Raw genomic sequence first — 26,635 nt, 5'->3', positions numbered from 1 at the left:
ACCGCCGCACCCTCCCGCCCGACCACCCGCGCGTATGGATCCCGGTCTTCGCTTCGCGAAACCGGGATGACAGCTGTGAGGGTGTCGGGGCGGCGACTGCCGAACCATCTACCCCCTGTCATCCCGGTTTCGCCGCCAGGCGAAAACCGGGACCCATAGACTCCGCGCTTCAGGCAATCCCACCAGCCGCCACCGCCGCACCCTCCCGCCCGACCACCCGCGCATATGGATCCCGGTCTTCGCTTCGCGAAACCGGGATGACAGCTGTGAGGGTGCGGGACGGACGGACCCCACAGCAAAACGCCCCGGAGATCGCTCTCCGGGGCGTTCGCATGTTCGGCCTGGGCCGGCGGGCGTTAGCCCATCGCGCCGTGGGCCAGGATCGCCAGCAGCAGCAGGGCCACGATGTTGGTGATCTTGATCATCGGGTTCACGGCGGGGCCCGCCGTGTCCTTGTAGGGGTCGCCGACCGTGTCGCCGGTCACCGCGGCCTTGTGGGCCTCGGAGCCCTTGCCGCCGTGGTGGCCTTCCTCGATCAGCTTCTTGGCGTTGTCCCAGGCGCCGCCGCCGCTGGTCATGGAGACCGCGACGAAGAGGCCGGTGACGATCACGCCCATCAGCATGGCGCCCAGGGCGGCGAAGCCGTTCACCTTGCCGGCGATCGCGTTGATCACGAAGAACAGCACGACCGGCGAGGCCACGGGCAGCAGCGACGGGACGATCATCTCCCGGATCGCCGCGCCGGTGAGGATCGAGACGGCGCGGCCGTACTCGGGCTTCACCTCGCCCGTCATGATCCCGGGGTTCTCCTTGAACTGCCGGCGGACCTCCTCCACGACGCTCTCGGCGGCGCGGCCCACGGCGGTCATCGACATGCCGCCGAACAGGAACGGCAGCAGGCCGCCGAACAGCAGGCCGACCACCACGTAGGGGTTCGACAGGTCGAAGGCCACCGCGCCCATGCCCTCGAAGAACGAGCCCGGCGTCGCATTGGCCGAGAAGTACTTCAGGTCCTCGGTGTAGGCGGCGAAGAGCACCAGGGCGCCCAGGCCGGCCGAACCGATGGCGTAGCCCTTGGTCACGGCCTTGGTGGTGTTGCCCACGGCGTCCAGCGCGTCGGTGGTCACGCGGACCTCCGGCGGCAGGCCGCTCATCTCGGCGATGCCGCCGGCGTTGTCGGTGACGGGGCCGAAGGCGTCCAGGGCGACGATCACGCCCGCCAGCGACAGCATGGCCGTGGTGGCGATGGCGATGCCGAACAGGCCCGCCAGGCCGTAGGTCACGATGATGCCGGCGATGATCACCAGCGCCGGGGCCGCGGTCGACTCCAGGCTCATGGCCAGGCCCTGGATCACGTTGGTGCCGTGACCCGAGACCGAGGCCTTGGCCACCGACTTCACCGGCCGGAAGCCCGTGCCCGTGTAGTACTCGGTGATCACCACGATCAGCGCCGTGACCACCAGGCCCGCGACGCCGCAGTAGAACAGCTCGTTCGCCCCGAAGGTCTTGTCGCCCACGGTGACGGGGCCGGTGACGAGGGTGTTCACCACCCACCAGATGGCCGGGATCGACAGCACGCCGGTCAGGATCAGGCCCTGGTAGAGCGCGCCCATGATGTTCTGGGACTTGCCCAGGCGCACGCCGAAGGTGCCGATGATCGAGGTGAAGATGCAGACGCCGCAGATGCCCAGCGGCAGCAGCATCATCGCGCCCACCATGTCGGGCAGGTCGCGGAAGAAGATCGCCGCCAGCACCATGGTGGCGACGGTGGTCACCGCGTAGGTCTCGAACAGGTCGGCGGCCATGCCGGCGCAGTCGCCGACGTTGTCGCCCACGTTGTCGGCGATGGTGGCGGCGTTGCGCGGGTCATCCTCGGGGATGCCGGCCTCGACCTTGCCCACCATGTCGCCGCCCACGTCGGCGCCCTTGGTGAAGATGCCGCCGCCCAGACGGGCGAAGATGGAGATCAGCGACGCCCCGAAGCCCAGGGCGACCAGGCTGTCCACGACCTCGCGGCTGGTGAGGGCCAGCGCCATCGGGCCGGTCAGCACGTAGTAGTAGCCCGCCACGCCCAGCAGGGCGAAGCCGGCCACCAGCATGCCGGTGATGGCGCCCGAGCGGAACGCGAGCGACAGGCCCTTGGCCAGCCCCTCGGAGGCCGCCTGCGCCGTCCGCACGTTGGCGCGGACCGAGATCAGCATGCCCGCGAAGCCCGCGAGCCCCGACAGCACGGCGCCGATCAGGAAGCCCACGGCCGGCAACGGCCCGAGCAGCGCGAACAGGGCCACGAGGATGACCACGCCCACGATGGCGATGGCCGTGTACTGCTTCCGGAGGTAGGCCTGCGCCCCCTCCTGGATGGCGGCGGCGATCTCCTGCATCCGGGCGTTGCCCGGAGAGGAGCGCATCAGCGACATCGTCTGGAGCACGCCGTACAGGACGGCCGCAACCCCGGCGACGATCGCCAGCGTCAGCATAAAACTCATGAGTAGCGCACCCCTTTGCGATTGCGCGGAGGGGGACTTCGGACGTCCGGCAACCGCCGGTCCCGCCCGAATCGATCCCGTCCCTAGTGTTTCCCCAAGCTCGGGTACGCGAGGATCGCGCCCCGAAAGACGGCGGAAACTACTCGGGTTTCACAAGCCGGCGCAACCGGGGCGCTGGGGAAGCCTCAGGCGTGCGGCGTCGCCATCCTGCGGCGCGGGGCCTGCGAGGTCACCACGACGTTGCGGATCTGCCCCGGCCCCGCGATCGCCGCGGCGCTGCGGGTCATGGCGGCGGTCAGCCGCGGAACGTCCACCTGGCTCAGGTCCTTGGGGTGGCTGAAGGGGGTGCGATGCCCCGCGCGGACCAGCGCGTCGCGGAAGAACGGCTCCTTCTCGCGCAGCTTCGCCACGTTCGCCGAGCTGGTCAGGTTGATGCGGACATAGACGAACACATAGTTCACCAGCCGCCCGTTGGAGACGATCGGCAGGCCCACGGGCTGCAGTTCGACGTACTGCCCGACATCGCCCTTCTCATCCCCCTTCTTCGGCGCATCGGCGGCCTGCGCCACGCCGGCGCTGAACGCGATCAGAAGGGCGGCAAGAAAACGGCTCATCATCCCCCCACCTTCCCAGAGATCCCTTTCGGAAACGTAGCTGACAGTTCAGCTGTCATCCCGGGGGAGCGTACGGGGACATCATGGAGAGGTAGAGGTCCTCCCAGTGCGGGTTGCCCTTCTCGATGAGCGCGATCTTCCATTCGCGGCGCCAGCGCTTGAGCTGCTTCTCGAAGCGGATGGCCTGGCGAACGTCGCCGAAGCCCCGGAACCAGACGAGGCGGTCGATGCCGTAGTCGCGGGTGAAGCCGGGGATGAGACCAGCCCTGTGCTGCGACATGCGGCGTTCCAGCGAGCCTGTGACTCCCACATAGAGTGTGCCGTGCTTGCCGCTGGCCAGAATGTAGACGCGGTAGCTGTGCAGCTTCTCCATGACCGCGAATGTTCTACCAATGTTCTCTCGCTGTCATCCCGGTTTCGCCGCAGGCGAAGACCGGGACCCATAGACTCCCCGCTTCCGGCAAACCCCCAGCCGCCACCGCCGCCACCCTCCGCCCGACCACAGGCGCGTATGGGTCCCGGCTCTGCCGGGTCCGGCCGGGATGACAGCCGCAAGAACGCTGACCCACCCCTGTCATCCCGGTTTCGCCGCCGGCGAAAACCGGGACCCATAGACTCCGCGCTTCCGGCAAACCCCCCAGCCGCCACCGCCGCCACCCTCCGCCCGACCACAGGCGCGTATGGGTCCCGGCTCTCCCCCGGCTGCGCCGGCTCCGGCCGGGATGACAGCCCAAAGGATGCTGACCCACCCCAGTCATCCCGGTTTCGCCGCAGGCGCTTCCGGCCCCCCCCAACCGCCGCAACCAAATGGCGGCGGTGGGCGAACGGTGCTACGCTGGCGCTCACCTGTCCGGGAGGAGACCGCGCATGGAGGCGACCCGTCGCAGCGCCGCTCTGGGGCTCATGGCGGCCGCCGCGCTGCCGGCCGGCCGCGCCTTGGCCCAGACCCCGCAGACCGAGCACCCGGAGGAGGACGCTCCGCCCACCGAGCTCGCCACCCGCGAGAGCCGCAACGAGCACATCCTCGCACCCGTCAGCATCAACGGCCAGGGTCCGTTCAGCTTCGTCCTCGACACCGGCGCCAACATCAGCTGCGTCTCGAACCGGCTGATGGAGAAGCTGGCGCTGAAGGCCGGCGGCTCGGCCCCGGTCCACACGGTGGTGGGGGTCCGCGAGCGTCCGATCGTCACCCTGGATCACCTCCAGGTCGGACCGCGCAACCGCCGCAACGTCCGGGCCCCGGCGCTGCCGATCAAGGGCGCCGACGTCGACGGCGTGCTGGGCGTCGACTGGCTCAAGGGCCAGCGCCTCGTCCTCGACCTCAAGGGCCAGCGGATGGAGATCACCCGCTCCCGCCACGACGAGAGCGAGCCGGGCAAGGTGGTCGTGGTCCCCGCGCGGCGGCGCAAGGGCCAGCTGACCATCGTCGACGCCGACCTCTCCGGCAAACGCATCAGCGCCATCATCGACTCCGGCGCCCAGGGCAGCCTCTGCAACAGCAGGCTGCGCGACCTGCTGTTCGAGCAGGAGCGCCGCCAGGGCCGTGTGGCGGCGCCCCAGCTGGTGCGGATGGAGACCCTCGCGGGCGAGAGCTTCACCGGCGAGTCGCTGTTCCTGCCCTTCCTGCGGCTGGGCGGCCTGCACCTGGGCAACGTCCAGGTGACCTGCGCCGACATGCACGTCTTCCGGATCTGGGACCTCCAGGACAGCCCCGCGCTCGTCATCGGCATGGACCTGCTTCAGCAGTTCGAACAGGTGGCCCTCGACTTCGGCCGCTCCCAGGTCCGCTTCGACTTCACCTGACGCCGAGCCGCAAGACGTCTGAGTTCCCCCCCTTTGTCATCCCGGTTTCGCGCAGCGAAAACCGGGACCCATAGACTCCGCGCTTCCGGCAAACCCCCGTCGCCACCCACCCCCGACCACCAGCGCGTATGGATCCCGGCTCTCCCCCGGCTGCGCCGGGTCCGGCCGGGATGACAGCCGAAAGGATGCTGACCCACCCCTGTACATCCCGGTTTCGCCGCAGGCGAAAACCGGGACCCATAGACTCCGCGCCTCAGGCAAACCCCCCGCCGCCACCGCCGCGCCCCACTCCCAACCACAGGCGCGTATGGATCCCGGCTCTCCTCCGGCTCCGCCGGGTCCGGCCGGGACGACAGCCGAAAGAATGCTGATTCAAACCTGTCATCCCGGTTTGGGCGCAGCCCAAGACCGGGACCCATAGACTCCGCGCCTCAGGCAAACCCCCAGCCGCCACCGCCGCACCCCACCCCCGACCACAGGCGCGTATGGATCCCGGCTCGCCCCCGGCTCCGCCGGGTCCGGCCGGGACGACAGCCGAAAGGATGCTGATTCACCCCTGTCATCCCGGTTTGGGCGCAGCCCAAGACCGGGACCCATAGACTCCTCGCTTCCGGCAAACCCCCAGCCGCCAACGCCGCACCCCACCCCCGACCACAGGCGCGTATGGATCCCGGCTCTCCCCCGGCTGCGCCGGGTCCGGCCGGGATGACTGCCGCAAGGATGCCGATCTGCCCCAACAGCCGTGAGGATCGCGTCAGGACCGCGGAACAGCCCTACCGGGCGCGGCGTCGTGGCGGCGGCCCAGCCACAGGCCGTTCAGGGCCCATACGCCCGCCAGCCCGGCCCCCACCAGCACGCTCACCGTCGGCGAGGCCGTGACCGCGTCCACGGCGGTCTTGGCCTGGCCGCCCACATAGTCCGCCAGGCGGTACACGGGCACGTCGATGAAGCTCTTGGCCTTGTACTTGGCCTCGGTGTCCAGCTTCGAGAACAGCATCTCGCGCCCCGGCCGCACCAGGGCGTACTCGCCCCAGCGCCGCAGGACGATGGCCGCCGCCAGCACGGCGAAGGCGTTGAACGCCGCCAGCGCCAGGAAGGCCCCGATCATCAGCACCGGCAGCAGCGTCAGGAGCGCCTTCACGCCCAGCCGGGTGGCGATGCGCCCGGTCAGGAACAGCTGCGTCGCCACCGTCAGCGACTGCACCACCACGTCCAGGGTCGCGAACACCTGGGTGCGCCGGTCGGGGTCGGCGAAGGTCTCCTCCACCAGCCGCAGTTGCTCGAAGTAGAGGATCGTGTTCGCCGCCGAGAGCAGGCACACGAAGGCCGCGATGCCCAGCAGGTAGGGCGACGAGAGCACCTGGGTGAAGCCGGCGAACGGATTACCGCCCAGGCCGCCCTCCGCCGGGGCGCCGTCGGTCCGGCCCTTCCACACCGCCAGCAGCACCAGCTGGCAGCCGATCGCGCCCGCGAACCCCACGGCCGCCATGTAGAGCAGCCCCGGCACGCCCAGCACATCGGCCAGCAGGGCCGTGAGCAGCGGCCCGACCAGGGCCCCGAAGGTCCCGCCCGCCGCGATGAAGCCGAACAGCCGGCGCGTCTGCTCGCTCGAGAACAGCTCCAGCAGGAAGCTCCAGAACACCGAGACCAGCATCACGTTCAGCACGCTGATCCAGACGTAGAAGAACGAGCCCACGCCGCGGCCGATCTCGCCCGTGCCCATGGCCAGGCCGAGCCCCACCAGCATCAGGCTGACCGAGCCGTAGATGCACGGCAGCAGCACGCTGCGCCGCACCCGCGCCACCAGCCAGCCGTAGAGCGGGATGATCGCGACCGAGAAGATCGCCGTGTACAGCCACAGGTCCGCCACGTACTCGCGGCCCAGCAGCGTCGCGATCGTCTCCCGCGCCGGCCGCACCGCGAAGTAGCTGCCCAGGACGAAGAAGAAGAGGAAGAAGGCGGCCAGCACCGCCCGGCCCTCGCCCGGCTCGACCTTCGAGAGCCGCGCGAACTGGCGCTGCGGGAACCCTGGTGCAGCGGTCATGACGCCCTCTTCCCGACAGCTACGCCGCCTGCGGCAGCTCCGCCACGAACGTCGCGATCCGCTGGCGCAGCGCCGCGTCCGGCAGCCGCCCGACCCCGCCGCCCAGGTTGTCCAGCATGTTCTTCACCTGGCTCGTGGCCGGCGTCGCCACCGTCACCGCCGGGTGGCCGATCACCCACTTGAGGAACACCTGCGCCCACGACTTCGCGTCGATCTCGGCCGCCCAGTCCGGCAGCGGCCGCTCGCCCACCCGCCGGAACAGCCGCGTCCGGCCGAACGGGGCATAGACCAGGACGCCGATCTTCCGCTCGACGGCCAGCGGCAGGATGGTCGTCTCCACCTCGCGGTTGTCGACAGCGTAGTCGACGCCGATGAAGTCGATGGGCTCGTTCTTCATCAGCGAGACCAGCGTCTCGTACTGCGGCTCGAACGTCGTGGTGACGCCGATGTAGCGCACCCGCTTCTGCGCCTTGAGCTGCTTCAGCAGGCCCAGCTGGGTCGGCGGGTCGCCGACGTTGTGCACCTGGATCAGGTCGATCGTGGGCCGGCCCCAGCGGGCGAACGACTGCTCGACCTGCGCCTTCGCCGCCGCCGGGTCGGCCGTCCCGCCGGGACGCGCCACGTTCAGCTTGGTGGCCCAGAACAGCCTGTCCGCCAGGCCGGCCTCGCGCGCCATCCGCCCGGCCACCTCCTCCGAGGCGCCGTAGCTGGGGGCAGTGTCGAACACGCGCCCGCCCGCCTCGAACATGGTCCGCATCACCTCGCGAAGGGCCGCGGCGTCCTCGGAGCGCGCCACCTGGCTGAACGTCGCCGAGCTGCCCAGCCCGATCACCGGCAGCCGCTCGCCCGATCCGGGGATCGCCCGGGTCAGCAGCTTCATCGGCGCGGCCCCCGCGCCGCCTGCGGCCATCGCCGCCGCGGCTCCCAGCGCCAACCCCAGGCCTTCGCGACGCGTCACCGAACTCATGGCCGCTCCTTACGCTTGCACTCGCGCAGAGCTAACCACGCCCCAGGCCCGGCGCCATCCCCCATCTGTCATCCCGGTTTGAGCGCAGCTCAAGACCGGGACCCATAGACTCCGCGCCCCAGGCAGACCCCCGGCCGTCCACGCCGCGCCTCACGCTCGACCGCCGACGCGCATGGATCCCGGTCTTCGCTGCCGCGAAACCGGGACGACAGCAGTCGCCTACTTCTGCACCGGCCGCATCATCGTGGTGCGCGGCGGCGCCCCGGCCGTGGACGGCTCGCCCCCCGCGGCCTCCGCCAGCAGCCCGCCCACGAAGCCCGGCAGCCAGGTGTTGCGCTGCGGCTTGATCCGCTCGGCGCGGTAGATGTGGCCCAGGTCCGCGTAGGCCCGGTCGAAGTTCTGGTTGACGATGACGTAGTCGTAGAGGTGCCAGTGCTGGATCTCTTCCTGCCCCAGCCGCAGGCGCGCCTCCATGATCGCCTCCGAGTCCTGCGCCCGCGCCCTCAGGCGCCGCTCCAGGTCGCCCCAGGCCGGCGGCAGGATGAACACCCGCACGGAATCGTCCGGCGCCTTTTCGGCGATCTGCGCCGCGCCCTGCCAGTCGATGTCGAAGATCACGTCGTGCCCGGCCTCCAGCGCGGCCATCACCGGCGCCTTGGGCGTGCCGTAGTAGTTCCCGTTGACCGTGGCGTGCTCCAGGAACTCGCCCGCGGCGACCAGCGCCTCGAACTCGTCCCGGCTCTTGAAGTAGTACTCGCGCCCCTCCTCCTCGCCCGGCCGCGGGTCGCGCGTCGTCGCCGAGATCGACAGGATCAGGCTGTCGTGGTCGGCCACCAGGGTGCGCGTGAGCGAGGTCTTGCCCGCGCCCGCCGGGCTCGAGACCAGCAGCAGCATCCCCCGCCGCGTCGTCTCCCAGGGCTTGCCCGGATCCTGAACGCTCACCAACCCCGCTCTCCCCCCACGACGGCTCCGCGCGGTTCACTCCACATTCTGCACCTGCTCGCGGAACTGCTCGATGACGGCTTTGAGGTCCAGGCCCACCGCGGTCAAGGCGCCCGAGGCCGACTTCGAGCACAGGGTGTTGGCCTCGCGCATGAATTCCTGCGTCAGGAAGTCCAGCCGCCGGCCCACCGCGCCCTCCGCGGCCAGCAGACCGCGCGCGGCGTCCACGTGGCCGGCCAGCCGGTCCAGCTCCTCGGCCACGTCGGCCTTCACCGCCATGGCGGCGGCCTCCTGCACGATGCGCTCCTCGGTGGCGGCCTCACCCGCCAGCTCCTTCAGCCGCGCCTCGAAGCGGGCCTTGATCAGCGCCGGCTGCCCGGCCGCCAGCTCGCGGGCCTGCGCCGCCAGCGCGCCGATCCGGTCCACCTGGCCGCCCAGCACGGGCGCGAGCTGGCCGCCCTCCTGCCGGCGCGCGGCCAGGAGGCCGTCCAGGGCCGCCCCGATCGAGGCCGCCATCGCCGCCTCCAGCTCGGCCTGGGCCTCGGGGTCCAGCCCGGCGTCGTCGCCTTCCAGCACCCCGCGCAGCGCCAGCAGGCCGTCCATCGACGGCGCCGCGGCGCGCCCGGCCGCCACCAGCGGCGCGCCCAGGGCCAGGTAGCGGTCCAGCACCTCGTGGTTGACGCGCACGGCCGCCGCGCCCTCGGCGCGCTTGGCCTGGACGCCCACGGTCAGCTGCCCGCGCGCGAACCGCGCCTGCGCCCCCTCGCGCGCCGCCCGCTCCAGGCCCTCGAACCCCGGCGGCCCGCGGAACCGCACCTCCAGGTTCCGCCCGTTCACGCTGCGCGCCTCGACCGCCCAGGTCCACGACCCCAGCGCGCCCTCCGCGCGCCCGAACCCCGTCATCCCCGAGATCGGCATGCCCAGCCCTCCGCCGCGTTCCGCCGCCTCTTAGAGCGTGTCGCCGCCCGAGAGAACCTGGAGTGACGCCCTACCCCATCGGGTAGAGGATCTCCTTCGTCACCCCGTCGATGGCCTTCATCACGTCCTGCGGCAGCACCAGGTCCATCGCGGCCAGGATGTCGGGCAGCTGGGCCTCGGCCGTCACGCCCACGATGGTCGAGGCCACGAAGTCGTGCTGCTTGCTCCACGCGGTGGCCAGCGTCACCGGGCTCATCCCGGCCTGCGCCGCGATCGCCATGAACCGCTCGGTCGAGGCCAGCGACTTGTCGTTGACGAACCGGTTGGCCATGGCCGCCTGCCGCCCGCCCAGCTCGAGGTAGCGCGAGAACCGCGCCCCCGCCGGCCGCGCGCCGCCGTTGTACTTGCCCGACAGCACCCCGCCGGCCAGCGGCGAATAGGGGATCAGGCTCACCCCCTCGTGCCGGCAGGCCGCCGCCAGTTCGTCCTCGAACCGCCGGTTGTTCAGGCTGAAGTTGTTCTGGATCGTCTCGTATCGAACCGTCCCCAGCCGCTCCGACGCCGCCAGGCTCTTCATCAGCCCCCAGGTCGTCTCGTTGCTGCAGCCCACGATCCGCACCTTCCCGGCGCGGACCAGCTCGTCCAGCGTCTCCATGGTCTCGTCGTAGGCCACGCCGTGGTCCGGCCAGTGGGTCTGGTAGAGGTCGATGTAGTCGGTCCCCAGCCGCTTCAGGCTGGCCTCCAGCGCGCGGGTGATGTTGTGCCGGTCCAGCGCCGTCATCCCCGCCCGCATCGAGCCCTTGATCCAGCCGTGGCTCGGCCCGCACACCTTGGTCGCCAGGATGACCGCGTCGCGGTCCTTGGTCTTCAGCCAGCGCCCGACGATCTCCTCGCACTGCCCGGCCCACTTGGGGTCCGGCGGCACGGGATAGTTCTCGGCCGTGTCGTAGAAGTTGATCCCGGCGTCGAAGCACTGGTCCAGGATCCGGTGCGACGTGGGTTCGTCCACCGCCGACCCGAAGGTCATGGTGCCCATGCAGATGTCGGAAACCACGATGGCGCTGCGGCCCAGGCGACGGTTGCCCATGGAGGGTGATGCTCTCAGCTGAAGGTCCGGGGAACGGCGGCGCAAAGCCCGCCGCCCGCCTTCTGCCACGGCCAAGCCGCCCAAGCCAAGCGGGAGGCCGGACCCTCAGCGCCCCGACAGCCTGACCCGCGCCGCGTCGTCCTGGATCCGCGATCCCATCCACGCCGGCGCCGGCGCCAGGTCCTCGGGCCGCACCCGCCCCTCCCGCAGGTCGCGCCAACAACCATAAACCCCTGTCATCCCGGTTTGGGCGCAGCCCAAGACCGGGACCCATAGACTCCGCGCTTCAGGCAAACCCCCCGCCGCCCACGCCGCGCCGAAATCCCCACCACCGACGCGTATGGATCCCGGTCTTCGCCAAGGCGAAACCGGGATGACAGCGGTGAGGCCCCCAGGATGTCGGATCCCCCCGCCCCCGCACGTCCTGTACACACCACCCCACGGAGGACGACCACCATGATCACGGTATGGGGCGGACAGACCTCGCGGTCCCTGCGCGTCGCCTGGCTGCTGGAGGAGATGGGCCTGCCCTACCAGGTGCGGCAGGTCGACATGCTGGCCCCGGAGAAGGACCCCGCCTGGCTCGCCGTCAACCCCGGCGACTTCCTGCCCGCCATCCAGGACGGCGAGGTCGCCATGGTCGAGTCCATCGCGATCCTCGAGTACCTGATGGGCCGCTACGGCCCCACGCCGCTGCAGCCTGCGCCCGGCGACCCGGCCTTCCCCGCCTACCAGCAGTTCCTCCACCTGGGCGAGGCGGGCCTCGCCACCCTCATGATGGTCCCCCTGGTCAGCGGCTTCCTCGCGCCTGAGGCCGAGCGCGACAACTGGGGCGCCCGCTGGGCCCGCGAGTGCGTCGAGCGCCGCCTGCTGCTCGTGCGCCGCCAGCTCGCCGCCGCCCCCTACATGGCCGGCGACCGCTTCACCGCCGCCGACATCTCGGTCAGCTACGCCCTGCGCCTGGGCGCCGCCCACGCCGGCTTCGCCCTCGACCCCGCCGAACAGGCCTACCTCGCCCGCACCACCGCCCGCGACGCCTACCAGCGCGCCCTCGCCCGTTCCCACGAAGCCCACGACCCCTGACGGCCCCGCCCTGTCATCCCGGTTTCGCCGCCGGCGAAAACCGGGACCCATACACTCCGCGCCTCAGGCAGGCCCCCGGCGCCGACGCCACGCGCAGCACCGGCCAAGAGCCCAAGGCCGTGTCCCCAAGACCGCCCTTGATCCACATCAACGCCGCCGGCCCGCGTCTCCCGCAGCCTGCGCCACTCCACCCACCGCCTTGAACGACGCCCCCGCGTCGGCGGCGGTGGGCGGCGGGAGGCCAGATCGATGCTTCAGACCTTGGGTGCGCGCCTTGCGGCGATGGTGATCGCGCTGGGCCTCGTGGCCGCGCCGGCGCAGGCCGCCCGGTGGGTGGAGAGCTTTGGCGACAACAACGACTTCCACATCCTCTTTTCCCGACAACCTCAGGTGCGTTGCGGCCTCATCATCATCACCTTCTGCGACTATCGGATCATGACGGATCCCTGGGGCGCGCCCACGATCGAGCAGGGCTCGGGCGAGTCCGTGCTGTACAGCTGGTCCGGACCGGTGATCCCGCGCGGCCAGGCGCTGAAGTTCGGCATGGACCTCGACTTCACGAACTTACGGCTGCTGGGCGTCGTGGAATACACCTCGATCCTCAACGCCTACTGGACGATCGACGGCCAGCGCAGCGAACAGAGCGATCCGTTCTTCCTCAAGCGCCCGCCAGGCTCACCGACGCCGGAGCCGGCGTCGTGGGCGCTGATGATCGCCGGCTTCGGCCTCGCCGGCGCCGCCCTGCGCCGGCGCCCCCGTGCGTCGGCGGCGGGATGATCGAGCCGCCGCCGCCCCCTCCCCCCCTGTCATCCCGGTTTGGGCGCAGCCCAAGACCGGGACCCATAGACTCCGCGCCTCAGGACCACCCCCGCCGCCACCACCGCGCCCCATCCCCCAAAGACTGGCGCGTATGGGTCCCGGTGTTCGCCTGCGGCGAAACCGGGATGACAGCGGCAAGCTCAAAGACCACCCCCGTCATCCCGGGCGCTGCGCTCGCCAGGGCGCGAAGGCCCGGGACCCGGCCGCCGCCATCCCTGAAGCCGGGCCCGGCCCGGACCGCTTGTGGTTTTCGGGCCCCGCGCTACGGTCGGCGCATGCCAGAGACTGTGGGAATTCGCTGACGTCCCGCTGAGCGGGACCCGCCGTGCCGAGCGACGCGCCGCGAAGGCGCGGCTCGAGGCTGCACGCCCAACGTCCTTCAGGTTCAAGTTCCTCATGCACATTCGACCCGAGCGTCCACAGGACGCCGCCGCCATCCACGCCCTCACCGAGGCGGCCTTCCAGAACATGCCCTTCAGCCAGCAGACCGAGGCCAGGGTCATCGCGGGGTTGAGGGCGGCCGGCGCGCTTACGCTCTCGTTGGTGGCGACGGAGGCCGACGCGATCGTCGGGCACGTCGCCTTCTCTCCCGTCACGGTCGATGGACAGGCCGTGGGCTGGTACGGCCTGGGTCCGGTCTCGGTCTGGCCGGCGCGGCAGCGCACCGGCGTGGGCCAGGCCCTGATCCGCCACGGATTGGAGCGGCTGCGCGCGGACGGCGCCGGCGGATGCGTCCTGCTGGGCGACCCCCGGTACTACCGGAGATTCGGGTTCGAGACCGATCCGGACCTCTACATGGTCGATGTTCCCAAGGGCGCGTTCCAGCGCCTGACGCTCGCCGGCGCCAGGCCCCAAGGCCAGGTGAGGTTCCACCCCGCCTTCGACGTCGAATAGCCGCGCCGCCGCGCCGCGACGGCAACGTCTCCAGGTCCCCATCCCAGCGGGGATACGCCGCCCCTTCAAACCCACGGCCGCCTGCGAGCCTACGGGGCCAGGCGGGTCAAAGCGCGCGCCCCAGCGCCCCCGCCCCCCCGGCGAGCCCACCAGGGCTCGCGCCTGACCCCGCAGGCGGGCTCCGGGGCGGGTTGAAGGGCGCAGGAGGCGGCTGTGCGCCAGAAGGAGACACTGACATTTGGCCGGAAAGCGGACGCTCAAGGCCCCGTGCCGCTGGAGTGCGCGAGCGACTGCGACGCATCGCATGGCTACGCTACGGTGGCGTATGGGCGCGCGAGACGGAGGGGGATAGCGATGCGGATATGGCTTACCGGCGCAGTGCGGCTGCGGCCCATGTTGGTTGGACTGGTGATCGCCGTGTCGACAGGCGTTGTGGCAGTTGCGCAGACGCCAGCCAGTGGCCAATCCCCAGCGAAGCAGATGGCTGCGCAGTGCCAGAAGCAAATTGATCCCGCCTTAGCGATGTTGGGCTTGGCGGCGTGCACCGGCTTCCTCGACGGCGTGATGTCCACTCACACGTTGATGGTCGGCTTCAACGGGGCGCGACCTGCCTACTGTGGACCGAAGGAAGGTATACCCATAGCGAGAGCGCTTGAGGTCTTCGTGAGCTACCTCCGCCTTCATCCTGACGACGCCGAAGGAAGTACGCGGCAGATAGTACTGATGGCACTCGCGGAGGCCTATCCATGTCGTGGTCGGTAAGGCCCAGGCGAGGGACATTTGGCGCATCTTTCAGCGGGTCGGGAGACGGGGGTGGAAATGAGCGACGTGAGAAAGACAACACTGTGGGGGCGCATGAAGGCCTTCACCTGGGGCGAGGCCACGCTCTGGGTCCTGTTTCTCCTTTCGGGCCTATCCGGTTTATCCGGGAGCAACAGCGCTCAGATCACCTTCTCTGGCATCGCTGCACTTGCCGCCATCGGTGTTCGCGCGACTCGGCCAGATCGCTCTGAGGCCTCTGATGGCCCGGTCTAACCGCAGGGTTGCTGGATTGTTGGTGGTGGCCGCTACGGCACTCTTTCTCGGAGCCGCCGCGATCCTCCAGGCCGTCAGCGACGTCGCTGACGCGGCCGACGCCGCCCAGTCCACAGCGGACCAGGCATCCTCGCAAGCGGAAGAGGCGAGCGACCGGTTGGACGACGTTGAGGCTCGCATCGGCGGCTGAGCGCCGGAAGCCGATACTTGAATGTGTGCGGGAAGCGGACCTTCGCCAGCGTCCCCGATTTCGCCCGCAATCTAACCGTTGCGAGGACAACTTCCACTCCGCGCAGACACTAAAGAACGTCGTTATTGACGTCCAGGCCGAGCAGGGCGAATGTCTCTCAACTTAGGGACGAATTCGGAAGGCGGCATAGCGCCGGACTTGTGGGAGCCGCTCAATGCCACGCAATAGGACGATTTCGCGCTTAGCCATTGTTCTCACAACGCTCGCGTTGATCCCAGGCGCCGCGTTTTCCCAGAGCGCTAGCCAAGCCGGTGCTGCCATTTATGAGAAGTTCAAAGAGCCTATAGATGAACGAGCGCGGTGCGTGGCAAAATATCTCGGCCGGGGAGCATGCAACAGCCTTGACCGTTGCACTGAGCGGTTAGCAGACGTTCAGAGGTACGCAAGGGACCAAGAAGGATATCGGGCGACGATTAGCAGAGTCGTCGGCGCGAGCGATTTTAACTGCCGTTGTGTCAGAGCGATGCTTTCCGATGAGGGAGTCGGCTGGAAGGACTTCCTCCAGGAGATCGGGCGGCCGTGGTGTGGCAAGCGCTCACATCTCCGAGTTTGTGGTAAAGAAGGCCAGAACACTGCCTGCAAGCAGGGTGAAGATCCGTTGGGCGGCATTGGGATGTCGAAGGTCCCTCAGTCATTCTGGGCTCGCTGATCTATCGACCCGCTCCGCCTTGAAAACCGGGACACACACGCCTTCGCTCAAAGCAGCTGGTTCTGCCGCGCATCCCCACGCGGCCCTGGTGGCCGGCCGCGGGGCGGATCGGTCAATGTGCGGCCAGCCGCGGCCTCCAGCGCCCTGACCCAAGCGGCCGCGCCGAGCGGACGGCCGGTCATTGCCGCGCGTAGGAGCGTGCGCCGGGCCTCTTTCGCCACATAGACCTCGAAGAAGGCCGCCGCCCTGAGCCGAGCCGTCCGGCCAAAGGCGCTACGGGCTTCAACAGAGAGGCCGAACGAGATGCTGGGCGTGTCCGGGCAGACTGGCCGGTTTCCCGCCCCGCTGCCCCACCGGACAGGGAGGCGTCCTTCGATCTCATGGTTGATTGCGAGCCTGGGGGCTGAGCCGTGTCAGGGATCGCGCCTCTGGCGCGACCGCGCCGCGGCGGGCCCTGCGGGCCCGTCCTTGAGACGGCTCAGCCCCCAGGCAAACTCTGTCCATGGCATGAAGGGCGCGGTGTGGGGCACTTGGCTGAGGATTGCGTCCGCAAATCATCGACGATGGCTCCGACGATCCCCGACATTCCCGCGTGAAGAATGCGAGTCTGTCCGGTTTTCGAAGCGCGCTTGTCTTCAGCGGTTGCCGGATCGCCAAATGTGCTTCGGCTGTGGCGCCTTCCAGGGTTTCTGCGCGACCCAAAACAGGTCGGGTTGGCGCATGGCCACCGCCCTCTAGGTAGACCCTCTCCCAGGTCTTCAACCTCCGGCGCGCCGCTCCGGCGTCAACCCGCCGCCAAGAGCGAACCTTGAGAGCAAGCACATTGATTATGAGCTTTCCCATCAAGGGAAGCTTAGCTTAGCCTTACCTGCGGCATTTGCTTCGGGGCGCCAGAGCCATGTCTTTTGAAGATTGGGCAGAAGGAGAACTGCTCGCCCTTCGGAGCGGCGTGGGCCTGAGGCCCCCGAGTCCCAATCAATCTCTTTTCAAATACGTTAGCCTACAGAATGAAACTTCTTGGGGTCACCTAGAGCGCACTCTTCGAGACGCGGAGCTTGTGGGGGCCACGTGGAACAGCCTCAACGACCCTTTTGAACTCTCACCAAAGATATTCGACGACCTGCAAGCAAGTTGGATACCTAGGCGGAAAACTACACTAGGATTTCAGGACCAATTCGAATCAAGTCCGGATTTCGGGAAACTCAAAGAACAAGCGGAAGCCTATATTGATCGAGTTAGGAGGTACTGGCGAATTGTCGCGTTTTGCGAGCGTTCGGATTCTCCCCTGCTATGGTCGCACTACGCCGCCAGCTACAAAGGCGCATGCTTGCATTTCGCCGGTCGCGCTTTTTCAAGCGGAGAGAAGGTCGGATACGTCAAGTACTCCAGTCACAGACCAATATATCCATTGAGTCTCGCATATCAACTTTCCAATGGCTCGGGATTTAGCGGCGGTGATACCAGCAAGGCCGAGAGTGACTTCCTGCTGTTCTTCAATAAAGCCAGTGACTGGTCGTACGAGACGGAAATCCGCGGCGTATATAACTCGAACTCTCAGAAGGGGTTGCGGTTTAGTCGAACTGGGCTGGTGTCAATAGTGCTCGGGCCGCTTATGGACGAAGAGGCATGTCGGCGGGTGCGGTCCTTGGTTGGCGACTCACCCCAGCCATACCTCCCGGTGCGATCCGCGCGTCTATCGCCAAACTCATTCTCAGTGGAAATCGACTAATCGAAGAGGTCCCCTTGGTCGTCTTCGTGCGTCGCGAGCCATTCAATGGTGACGCCAATTTCATTGTCAGACATTGGTTCTGACAATGGAACACCATTGAATTCGAGAACTCGTAGCACTTTGCAATTCTTAGGCTGATCTGATCTTCCTTGAAAGATCCACTGAACTCTTATTACATCAATGATATGGGTGCTGATCGTGTCAGCCGCGACACGGCGCCAGAATTCATCGTCGTCGATGCGGAAGTATCGATCACGCCCTTGTTGATCCCGTCCCTTCCACCGTCTACTGCGGTCGTCACGATCCCAGTTTGGCGATGTCACTTTGAGCACCGCTATCCCGACTAACCAAGGATGCTCGACCTCTTCCCTCAGTGGGAGCATCGTCTGAAGGCGGACGAAGTCCGGCCGCTGAATGGGAAACCGAGACTCCTCAGTGAACCCGATACCTTGTAACTCGGGGGTGTCGGCGCAGGCTTGGTAGAACTCATTCTTCGCTTCGAAGGCGTCGCGAAACTGGACGGGGCTGATACCCGCACGGATCAATTCGTGGTTGTCCCTGCCCAGGAATGACTTCGCCATCTCACCCAGGATGAGCGCTCCATACTCCTCCTCTCGCGTGGGCGGTTCATCATCATCATCCGCCAGGAGGGTCTCGGCGGAGGCCCTGGCGCCCTTGCCCAGCTGCTCGGCCCAGTAAGCGGGTTCATGTTCAGTGAGCCCTTTGAGAAATCCTTTCCCTATGTCGCTCTCGATGAACCAGCCGACGGCAGCCGCGCCGGCAGCGAGCATCACGCCGAGCCGTGCCAAGAACGTGCCTTCCTCAGGGGGCAGCACCAACAGTTCGATTGTCAGCTGCCCGTCGAACAGCTCTCGATTTAGGCTTCGGATGACTTCTTCGGTCTGCGCGGAAGTACGCAGAAATGTGTCGAGGGGAATCGCGTGACCCGGCACGTCGAAGTGGATGGGTATGACTTGTATGTCGGTCGCCCTGTCAGATGCCCGGCTGGCGCAGGCCGCAAGGAGCCTTGAGCCGCCTAACCCCAGACTTCGTGACAACTTGGGCGAGCCGCGAAACCGTTGTCAACGGTGACGGCAGCGCGGCGTGCACGTCCCCCAAGAAGCGGACCTTCCCAACGTCTCTGTTGAGTCACCCCCAGCCCCACCCCCCTACCTCCCAGCTGCCCCCCGCGCCCGTTCGATCTCCCGCCACCGCGCCACGTTGCGCTGGTGCTCCGCGTACGTCTTCGCGAACGCGTGCCCGCCCGTGCCGTCGGCCACGAAGAACAGCTCGTCGGTCTTCGGCGGGTTCAGCACGGCGGCCAGGGCCTCGCGGCCGGGGTTGGCGATGGGGGTCGGGGGCAGGCCGATGAACCGGTAGGTGTTGTAGCCGGTGTCGCCCGCCAGCTCCGAGGCGCGGATGCCGCGGCCCAGGGGGCGGCCCCTGGTGAGGCCGTAGATGATGGTGGGGTCGCTCTGCAGCGGCATGCCCATCCGCAGGCGGTTGGTGAACACCGCCGCCACGCGCGGCCGTTCGGCCGCCACGCCCGTCTCCTTCTCGACGATGGAGGCCAGGATCACCGCCTCGTCGGGGGTGCGCAGGGGCAGGTCGGGTGCGCGGGCGGCCCACAGCTCGGCCAGCGCCTTGTCGCGGGCGGCGCGCATGCGGGCGATCACGGCGGCGCGGTCCTCGCCGCGGCGCACGTCGTAGGTGTCGGGCATCAGGGCGCCCTCGGGCGGCTCGTCGGCGCGGCCGGTCAGGGCCGGATAGGCGTTCACCGCCTCGGCCGCCATGCCGCTGGTCCAGCCCTCGGGGATGGTGATGCGGCGGCGCACGACGCGGCCGGCGCGGATGTCGGCCAGCAGCGAGGCCATGGAGGCGCCGGACTTCACCTCGTACTCGCCGGCCTTCAGGTCGCCCGCGGCCCCGGTGAGCCGGGCGCCCAGGGCGAAGAGGCCCGCCGAGGAGACGACCCCGGCCTCGTCCAGCGCCGCGGCGATGCGGTTCACGCCGGCGCCGCGCTCCAGCACCACATAGGTGACCTCGCCCGAGGCCGCCTTCGGGCCGGGGCCCACGAAGCTCCACACGGCGGCCAGCGCCACGAGGATCGCCAGCCCGGCCGCGATCAGCCCGCCCCCCGCCGCCGCCCGCCGGCTGATCCGCCTGCGCGCCATCAGGGCGTCACCGCGCGGCAGGCGCCCCCTCCTCTCCCCCCGCGAAGCGGAGAGGGAGAGGGTCGGGAGAGGGCGGCGCCGAGGTGGGGCGGGCAGGCCGGTCGAGCGGACGGGCGTAGGCGCGGGTGTCGGGGACGCTCGCTTCGCCCCCGGCGCACGACCAACGCCTGCGCCGCCCTCTCCCTGCCCTCTCCCTCTCCGGGCTGCGCCCGGGGGGAGAGGATCGGTCCCCCGCCTTCCGTGTCTTCCGTGTTTTCCGTGGACGCGCCGCAGGCGCTCCTTCCGACCGCGCCGCTAGCGCCGCCGCTGGCAGCCGCCACGCCGCGCCCGCTCACGCGTACTTCTTGAAGACCACCGAGGCGTTGGTGCCGCCGAAGCCGAAGCTGTTGGACAGCGCCACGTCGATCTTCATCGGCTTGGCCTTGTGGGCCACCAGGTCGATCGGCGTCTCGACCGAGGGGTTGTCGAGGTTGATGGTGGGCGGCGCGATCTGGTCGCGGATGGCGAGGCACGTGAAGGCCGCCTCGATGGCGCCGGCGGCGCCCAGCAGGTGGCCGGTGGCCGACTTGGTCGAGCTCATGGTGGCCTTGCCGGCGGCGTTGCCCAGCAGGCGCTCGACGGCGCCCAGCTCGATCTCGTCGCCCAGGGGCGTCGAGGTGCCGTGGGCGTTGATGTAGTCGATGTCGCTGGCCTGGATCCCGGCGTTGCGGATCGCCGCCTGCATGGCCCGGAAGCCGCCGTCGCCGTCCTCGGCCGGGGCGGTGATGTGGTAGGCGTCGCCGGCCAGGCCGTAGCCGATGACCTCGGCGTAGATCTTCGCGCCGCGGGCCTTGGCGTGCTCCAGCTCCTCCAGGACCAGGACGCCGGCGCCCTCGCCCATGACGAAGCCGTCGCGGTCCTTGTCGTAGGGGCGGCTGGCGGCCTTGGGGTTGTCGTTGAAGCCGGTGGACATGGCGCGGCAGGCGATGAAGCCGGCGATGCCCACGGGGACCACGCTGGCCTCGGCGCCGCCGGCCACCATCACGTCGGCGTCGCCGAACATGATCAGCCGGGCCGCGTCGCCGACGGCGTGGGCGCCGGTGGCGCAGGCGGTGACGACGCTGTGGTTGGGGCCCTTGAAGCCGTAGCGGATCGAGACCTGGCCGCTGGCGAGGTTGATCAGGGCCGAGGGGATGAAGAACGGGCTGACCCGGCGGGGGCCCTTCTCGTGCAGCTCGATGGCGGTGTCGGCGATGGTGCCCAGGCCGCCGATGCCCGAGCCGATCATCACGCCGGTGCGCTGGCGGCTCTCCTCGTCCTCGGGGGTCCAGCCGGCGTCGCGGACGGCCTCGTCGGCGGCGGCGACGGCGTAGAGGATGAAGTCGTCGACCCGGCGGCGGTCCTTGGCCGACATGGTCTGGTCGGGGTCGAAGCTGCCCTCGACGTCGGGCCCGCCGCCGCCGCGTCCGTCGACGCGCGGGACCTCGCAGGCCACCTGGCAGGCGTAGTCCGAGATGTCGAACGCGCTGATGCGGCCCGCGCCCGATTCGCCCGCCAGCAGGCGCTTCCAGGTGAGCTCGGTCCCCTGCCCCAGCGGGGTGAGGAGCCCGATGCCGGTGACGACGACTCGACGCATGGCATGCCCTCAAAAACGAAACCGCCGCGCCATCGGGCGCTGGTGCCCAGGGACGCGGCGGCTCTTGATCCGTTACGTGAAGTTGCGGCCTTAACCGCCCAGACGCTCCTGGATGAACTTCACCGCGTCGCCGACGGTCTGGATGTGCTCGGCGGCGTCGTCGGGGATCTCGATATCGAACTCCTCCTCGAAGGCCATCACGAGCTCGACGTTGTCCAGGCTGTCGGCGCCCAGGTCGTCGATGAAGCTGGCCTTTTCGGTCACCTTCTCAGGGTCCGCATCGAGGTGCTCGATGACGATCTTGCGGACGCGTTCCAGGACGTCGGACATTCGGTAGATCCCTCAGGGGTTAGTCAGGTCACTGCATCGACGACGGTGAGATCGAAGTCAACTGCCGACCGTGGTGATCAAATCGGGGGCCGCGTAGCATGTTCCCACCGGGGTGGCGATAGTCAGATCATCACCATGCCGCCGTTGACGTGCAGCGTCTGCCCCGTGACGTAGCCCGCCTCGTCGGAGGCGAGATAGGCCACCGCCGCCGCCACGTCGCGACCGGCGCCCAGCTTGCCGGACGGGATCCGGCCGAGGATGGCGTCCTTCTGCTGGTCGTTCAGCGAGTCGGTCATCGGGCTCTCGATGAAGCCCGGCGCCACGCAGTTGACGGTGATGTTGCGGCTGGCGACTTCCTGCGCCAACGCCTTGGAGAAGCCGATCATGCCGGCCTTCGAGGCGGCGTAGTTGGCCTGCCCCGGGTTGCCCATCACGCCGACCACCGAGGTGATGCCAATGATGCGGCCGTGCCGCCGCTTCATCATGCCCCGCATGGCCGAGCGGGCGAGGCGGAAGTAGCTCTCCAGGTTCACCTTGAGGACCGTCTCCCAGTCCTCGTCCTTCATGCGCATCAGCAGGCCGTCGCGGGTGATCCCGGCGTTGGCCACCAGGATGTCCACGGGCGCGCCGGCAGCGGCCTCCGCCGCCTCGACCAGGCCATCCACGGCCGCGGGATCGGACAGATTCGCCGGCGCCACAGCGACGCGCTCCCCGAGTTGCTTCGCCAGGTCCTGCAAGACGGCCTCGCGGGTGCCCGACAGCACCACGTGCGCGCCCTGAGCGTGGAGCGTCCTGGCGATCTCGGCGCCGATGCCGCCCGTCGCGCCCGTGACGAGCGCCGTCTTGCCGGTCAGGTCGAACATGTCAGAGGCTCCCGGCGAAGGCTTCGAGGTCGGCAGGGGTGTTCAGCGGCGTCGCCTCGGCGTCAGGCGCGATGCGCTTGGCCATCCCCGAGAGCACCTTGCCCGCTCCGGCCTCCGCGAAGCGCGTGACGCCGTTTTCGGCCATCCAGGCCACGCTCTCGCGCCAGCGAACCCGGCCGGTCACCTGCTCCACCAGCATGCTCCGGATCGCCTCCGGGTCGTTCGTCGGGCGTGCGGTGACGTTCGCCACCAGAGGCGCGCGCGGGGCGACGATCGTGGCGCCGGCGAGCGCCTCGGACATCTCGTCGGCGGCTGGCCGCATCAGCGGACAATGAAAGGGGGCGGAGACATTGAGAGGAATGGCGCGGGCGCCCAGTTCCTTGGCCTTCTCGATGGCGCGATCGACCGCGGCCTTGTCGCCGGAAATGACCACATTGCCCTGGTTGTTGTCGTTCGCGACGACGCAAACCCCGGCCTCCGAGCCGGCCCTGGCGGCCTCCTCGGCGAGGGCGATGTCGCTCTTCGGTCCGATGAGCGACGCCATCGCGCCCTGCCCCACCGGGACGGCCCGCTGCATGGCCTGGCCCCGGCGCTTGAGGAGGCGCGCGGTGTCGGAGAGGCTGATCGCGCCGGCGGCGGCCAGGGCCGAGTACTCGCCGAGACTGTGGCCGGCGACGAAGGCGGCCTTGTCGACCGAGACGCCGAATTCGCGCTCGAGCGTGCGCATGACGGCGACCGAGACCGCCATCAGCGCCGGCTGGGCGTTCTCGGTCAGCGTCAGCTGGTCCTCGGGACCTTCCCTCATCAGGGCGAAGAGCTTCTGGCCGAGGGCGTCGTCGACCTCCTGGAAGACCTCGCGCGCCGCCCCGAACGCGTCGGCCAGTTCCTGGCCCATGCCCACGGCCTGGCTCCCCTGCCCCGGGAAGAGGAATGCGAGCGTCATGGCGATCCGTTTCCTGGTGATTCCGAGGCGCGAGGGTTAGGGGATAGAACAGCCAGGCACAAGAATGACACGACAAGGGGGGGACGCATGCGGGCGGTGATCCGGCGGAACAAGAAGCTGGTCTGCGACGAGATCGGCGAACTGGAGCCCGCAGAGGGGCAGGTGCTGGTGAAGACCCTCGCCTGCGGCATCTGCGGGTCCGATCTCCATGCGCTGCACTACATGGAACACATGATCGAGCTTTCGCGTCGCGCCGGGGGCGCGATGGACGGCGGGTTCGACCCCACACAGGACACGGTGTTCGGGCACGAGTTCTGCGCCGAGATCCTGGATCACGGGCCGGGCAGCGCCAAGACGCTGAAGGCGGGGACGCGGGTCGTGTCCATGCCGCTCACCATGCACGGCGGCGGCATGGAGGCTCTGGGCTTCTCGAACCGCCTTCCCGGCGGCTTCTCGGAGCGCATGCTGCTGACCGAAGCCATGGTGCTCGAGGTGCCCAACGGCCTGCCGACCGAGAAGGCGGCCCTGACGGAACCGTTCGCGGTCGGCGCGCACGCCGTCGCCAAGGCCCGCCTGGAGCCCCGGTCCGTCGCTCTGGTGGTCGGATGCGGGCCGGTGGGCCTCGCCGTCATCGCGGCGCTCAAGGCCAACGGCCATGGCCCCGTCATCGCCGCCGACTTCTCGCCGCGCAGGCGCAAGGCTGCGGAAGCCCTCGGCGCCGATATCGTCATCGATCCGGCCGTGGAGAACCCGCACGACCGCTGGGAGGCCCTGGGCGTGCCGCGGGCGCGGGCGGCGCAGTCGATGATGGCCATGATGGGCAATCCGGTCGCGCGTCCCGTGGTGTTCGAGTGCGTCGGTTCGCCGGGCGTCCTGCAGTCGCTGATCGAGGCGGCGCCGGCCGGCGCGCAGATCGTCGTCGCCGGGGTCTGCATGGAGACCGACCGGATCGAGCCCTCCATCGCCATCACGAAGGAGATCGAGCTCACCTTCGTCCTGGGCTACACGCCCGAGGAGTTTGCCGGCACGCTGCGCCAGCTCGCGGAGGGCGTGATCGATGTCTCGGGGCTGGTGACCGGCCGCGTCGGCCTCGACGGGGTGGCGCAGGCCTTCACCGACCTCGGCGATCCGGAGGCGCACGTGAAGATCCTGGTGCTGCCGAACGGCTAGGGCTTTCCGGATCCGGCGTGCATCACGCCAGGCCGGCCGGCGGCTCAGCGGCGGGCGCGGTCCCGCAGATAGGCGGCTGATGCGGCGCGGAACGCCGGAGAGGCCACGCCGTCCACCGGGCCCAGGTAGTAGCCCTGCCGCGCCAGCAGGGCCTGCGTTTCCGCGACCGTGGTCGCCGGCGCGATCACCGGCGCGGCGTCAGCTGCAGGGTCCGTCCCGGGCCGGAACGCCTGGACCTCGCGATCCAGCCCGGCGCGCTCGGCGGGCCGCAGCCTCGCCTCAAGGTCCACCTGCTTCTCCCGAGCCGCCAGGTCTCCGGCGTTCGCGGCGATCGAGAACCAGCGATAGGCCTCGCGGAGGTTGCGATCGACGCCCCGGCCGGCCTCGTAGAGAAGCCCGAGATTGTACTGCGAATCGACCACCCCGCGCTCGGCCGCGCGGAGGAACCAGGCCGCGGCCCCTTCCGGATCGCGCGGTCCGCCATCGCCGGCCATGAGCTGCAGGGCCAGGTTGTGCATGGCGAGGCGGTCTCCGCCGTCCGCCGCGCGCCGCATCCAGGACCGCGCCGCCGCCTTGTCCTTTGGAACGCCAGGCCCCCCCGTCTCGTACAGGCTCGCCAGGTGCATCTGGGCTTGCGCGTCGCCCCGCTCGGCGAGCGCGGTCAGGCGGGGCAGCGCCGCCAGGTTGCGGCTCGCGAGCGCGGTCGCGACGTCTTCGTAGGTTTCGGCGTCCGGCCCCTGGCTGCCGGGTCCGGCCGTCGCCGCCCCAGCGGGCGCATCCCGCCTGGCGACAGGCGGCGGCCGCAAAGCCGGCCGGAACGGCAGGTCATCGAGGACCACGGCCATGACCTGCGGGATCAGCTCGGCGCGGGTGGCGACGAGAAGCCCCGCGCCCGCGACACTCACGACCGACGCGACGCCGGCCACCGCGAGAACGAGCCGCAGCCCGGAAGGCTCGCCCGTCGGAAACGTCTCCGCGCGGTCGCTTTCGCCTCGAAAGGCCTTGGAGGCTCCCGAGGTCGCGTCCGAAATCGGGACGGGCAGCGCGGTTCGCGCCTGAAGACGCCGGCCGACCCGCTCCAGCGCAGCGGCGAGGTCGGCATCCGCCGCACCGCGGCTATCGGACCGTTCGGACAGTCGCCGCCCGAGCGCCTCAAGCGACCTGAGCAGGTCCGAGGCGGCCTCCGACGCCAGCGGCCGCGCGCCTTCCGAGCCCAGGCGCGCTTCCACGTCGGCAAGGACCTCCCGCAGCTGCCGAAGCGCCGCCTCGGTCCGCCTCGCCTCCCCCTCTGTCGAAAAGCCCCCTTCGGCCAAGCCTGCGCCCCGTCTTCCCGCGCCGGCGTTGTACACCATTGGAGCCTTGCGGTGACCGCACTCGGCGAACGCCGCGAGGCCAGTCGGGCCTGGCGCGGCCGTGGGCAGGCGAACAAGTATCGGAAGTTGTAGCGTTTCACCGACAGGATGGGTCGCCTTGACAGTGACCGAACGCGGTTCCAAAACCGGACACAGCTAACCAAAGGTAAACTTGCGCCCACAACCGGAGGCGCCCTCCAAGTTCTTCTTTCCCCTGACGGGGGAATATTTGGGTGGCGACAGGATGGGCAAGTCACGGGCAAGTCGCGATGGCTGGCAGGTAAGTCACCCAAGGGATTCGATCATGAACCACCGCATTGCGTTCGCTTCCGTCGCCGCCGCCGTCTGCGCCGCCACCTCCGCCCACGCCGCGCCGGTCTCCGCCGACGCCACGGCGAACGCCACGATCGTGGCGCCGAACCAGGTCAGCGCGACGCGCTCGCTCGAGTTCGGCTCGATCGCCCGCCCGACGAACGCCGGCGCGACGACCGTCATCGTGGCTTCGGCCGCGACCGGCACGGCCACGCCCAGCGTCAGCGGCAGCAACGGGTTCGTTCCGACGCCGGGCCAGGCGCGCGCGGCGACCTTCCGGCTGACCGGCACGAACGGCCAGACCTACTCGATCACGACGAACTCGCTCAGCTTCACCGGCGCGTCCGGGAACCTCACCAACGTCGCGTCCGAGACCCCGGTCGCCGCCAGCGGGACCCTGAACACCCTCCCCTCCAGCGGGCAGGACGACCTGTTCATCGGGGGCCGCTTCGACATCACTTCGACAACCGCGCTCCAGACCTACACCGGCACCCTGAGCCTGACGGTGAACTTCAACTGACCCTGCAAAGGGCGAGCGGCGCTGTCCTTTCGAGGC

At 69.3% G+C, this 26,635-nt stretch carries 23 protein-coding genes; 8 read left to right on the top strand and 15 right to left on the bottom strand.

The window, feature by feature from the left end:
• Positions 1-356 precede the first annotated feature (356 nt).
• The 3 genes from AC2D8W_RS20905 to AC2D8W_RS20895 all read right to left on the bottom strand — a co-directional run bounded on the left by AC2D8W_RS20905 (position 357) and on the right by AC2D8W_RS20895 (position 3,473).
• Positions 357-2,486: a sodium-translocating pyrophosphatase gene (locus tag AC2D8W_RS20905; RefSeq protein ID WP_484673152.1), complete on the bottom strand. Its 2,130-nt coding sequence runs from the start codon at positions 2,484-2,486 to the stop codon at positions 357-359.
• Positions 2,487-2,671: 185 nt separating this feature from the next.
• Complete coding sequence (locus AC2D8W_RS20900; protein WP_484673151.1) at positions 2,672-3,100, bottom strand: flagellar basal body-associated FliL family protein; 429 nt, start codon at positions 3,098-3,100, stop codon at positions 2,672-2,674.
• Positions 3,101-3,155: 55 nt separating this feature from the next.
• The gene (locus tag AC2D8W_RS20895) at positions 3,156-3,473 is read right to left on the bottom strand and encodes a GIY-YIG nuclease family protein (protein WP_484673150.1); all 318 of its coding nucleotides are present in this window, start codon (positions 3,471-3,473) and stop codon (positions 3,156-3,158) included.
• A gap of 494 nt (positions 3,474-3,967) precedes the next feature.
• Between AC2D8W_RS20895 and AC2D8W_RS20890 the strand changes: the two genes are divergently transcribed.
• Positions 3,968-4,903 carry a retroviral-like aspartic protease family protein gene (locus AC2D8W_RS20890; RefSeq protein WP_484673149.1) on the top strand — a complete coding sequence of 312 codons (936 nt, stop codon included), beginning with the start codon at positions 3,968-3,970 and terminating at the stop codon, positions 4,901-4,903.
• A 754-nt stretch (positions 4,904-5,657) separates the two neighbouring features.
• Here AC2D8W_RS20890 and AC2D8W_RS20885 read toward each other — a convergent pair.
• The 5 genes from AC2D8W_RS20885 to AC2D8W_RS20865 all read right to left on the bottom strand — a co-directional run bounded on the left by AC2D8W_RS20885 (position 5,658) and on the right by AC2D8W_RS20865 (position 10,861).
• Entirely contained in the window at positions 5,658-6,947 is a 1,290-nt protein-coding gene (locus tag AC2D8W_RS20885) for an NTP/NDP exchange transporter (RefSeq protein WP_293483402.1), read from the bottom strand.
• A gap of 19 nt (positions 6,948-6,966) precedes the next feature.
• Positions 6,967-7,914 carry an aldo/keto reductase gene (locus AC2D8W_RS20880; RefSeq protein WP_484673148.1) on the bottom strand — a complete coding sequence of 316 codons (948 nt, stop codon included), beginning with the start codon at positions 7,912-7,914 and terminating at the stop codon, positions 6,967-6,969.
• Between the two features lie 219 nt (positions 7,915-8,133).
• The gene (gmk, locus tag AC2D8W_RS20875) at positions 8,134-8,808 is read right to left on the bottom strand and encodes a guanylate kinase (RefSeq protein ID WP_484673191.1); all 675 of its coding nucleotides are present in this window, start codon (positions 8,806-8,808) and stop codon (positions 8,134-8,136) included.
• An 84-nt stretch (positions 8,809-8,892) separates the two neighbouring features.
• Positions 8,893-9,774: a YicC/YloC family endoribonuclease gene (locus AC2D8W_RS20870; protein ID WP_293483406.1), complete on the bottom strand. Its 882-nt coding sequence runs from the start codon at positions 9,772-9,774 to the stop codon at positions 8,893-8,895.
• Positions 9,775-9,844: 70 nt separating this feature from the next.
• Complete coding sequence (locus AC2D8W_RS20865; RefSeq protein ID WP_484673147.1) at positions 9,845-10,861, bottom strand: aldo/keto reductase; 1,017 nt, start codon at positions 10,859-10,861, stop codon at positions 9,845-9,847.
• Positions 10,862-11,317: 456 nt separating this feature from the next.
• Between AC2D8W_RS20865 and AC2D8W_RS20860 the strand changes: the two genes are divergently transcribed.
• The 5 genes from AC2D8W_RS20860 (at position 11,318) to AC2D8W_RS20840 (ending at position 14,882) form a co-directional block, all read left to right on the top strand.
• On the top strand, positions 11,318-11,944 hold the full coding sequence (locus AC2D8W_RS20860; RefSeq protein WP_484673146.1) for a glutathione S-transferase family protein: 627 nt from the start codon (positions 11,318-11,320) through the stop codon (positions 11,942-11,944).
• A gap of 249 nt (positions 11,945-12,193) precedes the next feature.
• Positions 12,194-12,721 carry a PEPxxWA-CTERM sorting domain-containing protein gene (locus AC2D8W_RS20855; RefSeq protein ID WP_484673145.1) on the top strand — a complete coding sequence of 176 codons (528 nt, stop codon included), beginning with the start codon at positions 12,194-12,196 and terminating at the stop codon, positions 12,719-12,721.
• A gap of 438 nt (positions 12,722-13,159) precedes the next feature.
• Positions 13,160-13,657: a GNAT family N-acetyltransferase gene (locus AC2D8W_RS20850; protein ID WP_484673144.1), complete on the top strand. Its 498-nt coding sequence runs from the start codon at positions 13,160-13,162 to the stop codon at positions 13,655-13,657.
• 354 nt (positions 13,658-14,011) lie between these two features.
• Positions 14,012-14,419, top strand: coding sequence for a Rap1a/Tai family immunity protein (locus AC2D8W_RS20845; RefSeq protein ID WP_484673190.1), 408 nt, complete (start codon positions 14,012-14,014; stop codon positions 14,417-14,419).
• A 259-nt stretch (positions 14,420-14,678) separates the two neighbouring features.
• Positions 14,679-14,882: a hypothetical protein gene (locus AC2D8W_RS20840; RefSeq protein ID WP_484673143.1), complete on the top strand. Its 204-nt coding sequence runs from the start codon at positions 14,679-14,681 to the stop codon at positions 14,880-14,882.
• Between the two features lie 2,434 nt (positions 14,883-17,316).
• Here AC2D8W_RS20840 and AC2D8W_RS20835 read toward each other — a convergent pair.
• From AC2D8W_RS20835 to fabD, 6 genes are all read right to left on the bottom strand, one after another.
• The gene (locus AC2D8W_RS20835; RefSeq protein ID WP_484673142.1) at positions 17,317-18,273 is read right to left on the bottom strand and encodes a hypothetical protein; all 957 of its coding nucleotides are present in this window, start codon (positions 18,271-18,273) and stop codon (positions 17,317-17,319) included.
• Positions 18,274-18,489: 216 nt separating this feature from the next.
• Positions 18,490-19,494, bottom strand: a complete 1,005-nt coding sequence (gene mltG / locus AC2D8W_RS20830; RefSeq protein ID WP_484673141.1) for an endolytic transglycosylase MltG — start codon at positions 19,492-19,494, stop codon at positions 18,490-18,492.
• Positions 19,495-19,825: 331 nt separating this feature from the next.
• Positions 19,826-21,109, bottom strand: coding sequence for a beta-ketoacyl-ACP synthase II (fabF, locus tag AC2D8W_RS20825; protein WP_293484179.1), 1,284 nt, complete (start codon positions 21,107-21,109; stop codon positions 19,826-19,828).
• A gap of 90 nt (positions 21,110-21,199) precedes the next feature.
• Positions 21,200-21,439 carry an acyl carrier protein gene (locus AC2D8W_RS20820; RefSeq protein WP_068877152.1) on the bottom strand — a complete coding sequence of 80 codons (240 nt, stop codon included), beginning with the start codon at positions 21,437-21,439 and terminating at the stop codon, positions 21,200-21,202.
• Between the two features lie 122 nt (positions 21,440-21,561).
• Positions 21,562-22,302, bottom strand: coding sequence for a 3-oxoacyl-[acyl-carrier-protein] reductase (fabG, locus tag AC2D8W_RS20815; protein ID WP_484673140.1), 741 nt, complete (start codon positions 22,300-22,302; stop codon positions 21,562-21,564).
• A 1-nt stretch (position 22,303) separates the two neighbouring features.
• Positions 22,304-23,245 (bottom strand): ACP S-malonyltransferase, encoded by a 942-nt coding sequence (gene fabD, locus AC2D8W_RS20810; RefSeq protein WP_484673139.1) that lies wholly within the window; start codon positions 23,243-23,245, stop codon positions 22,304-22,306.
• A gap of 87 nt (positions 23,246-23,332) precedes the next feature.
• On the opposite strand from fabD, the gene AC2D8W_RS20805 reads away from it, so the two are divergent.
• Positions 23,333-24,415 carry a zinc-binding dehydrogenase gene (locus AC2D8W_RS20805; protein WP_293484174.1) on the top strand — a complete coding sequence of 361 codons (1,083 nt, stop codon included), beginning with the start codon at positions 23,333-23,335 and terminating at the stop codon, positions 24,413-24,415.
• A 44-nt stretch (positions 24,416-24,459) separates the two neighbouring features.
• Here AC2D8W_RS20805 and AC2D8W_RS20800 read toward each other — a convergent pair whose 3' ends face one another.
• Complete coding sequence (locus tag AC2D8W_RS20800; RefSeq protein ID WP_484673138.1) at positions 24,460-25,644, bottom strand: tetratricopeptide repeat protein; 1,185 nt, start codon at positions 25,642-25,644, stop codon at positions 24,460-24,462.
• A 427-nt stretch (positions 25,645-26,071) separates the two neighbouring features.
• Between AC2D8W_RS20800 and AC2D8W_RS20795 the strand changes: the two genes are divergently transcribed.
• Positions 26,072-26,599, top strand: coding sequence for a DUF4402 domain-containing protein (locus AC2D8W_RS20795; RefSeq protein WP_484673137.1), 528 nt, complete (start codon positions 26,072-26,074; stop codon positions 26,597-26,599).
• The last annotated feature ends 36 nt before the right edge of the window (positions 26,600-26,635 follow it).

Source organism: Phenylobacterium sp. T106 (assembly GCF_057219735.1).
This window is presented reverse-complemented; position numbering and strand designations above follow the sequence as displayed.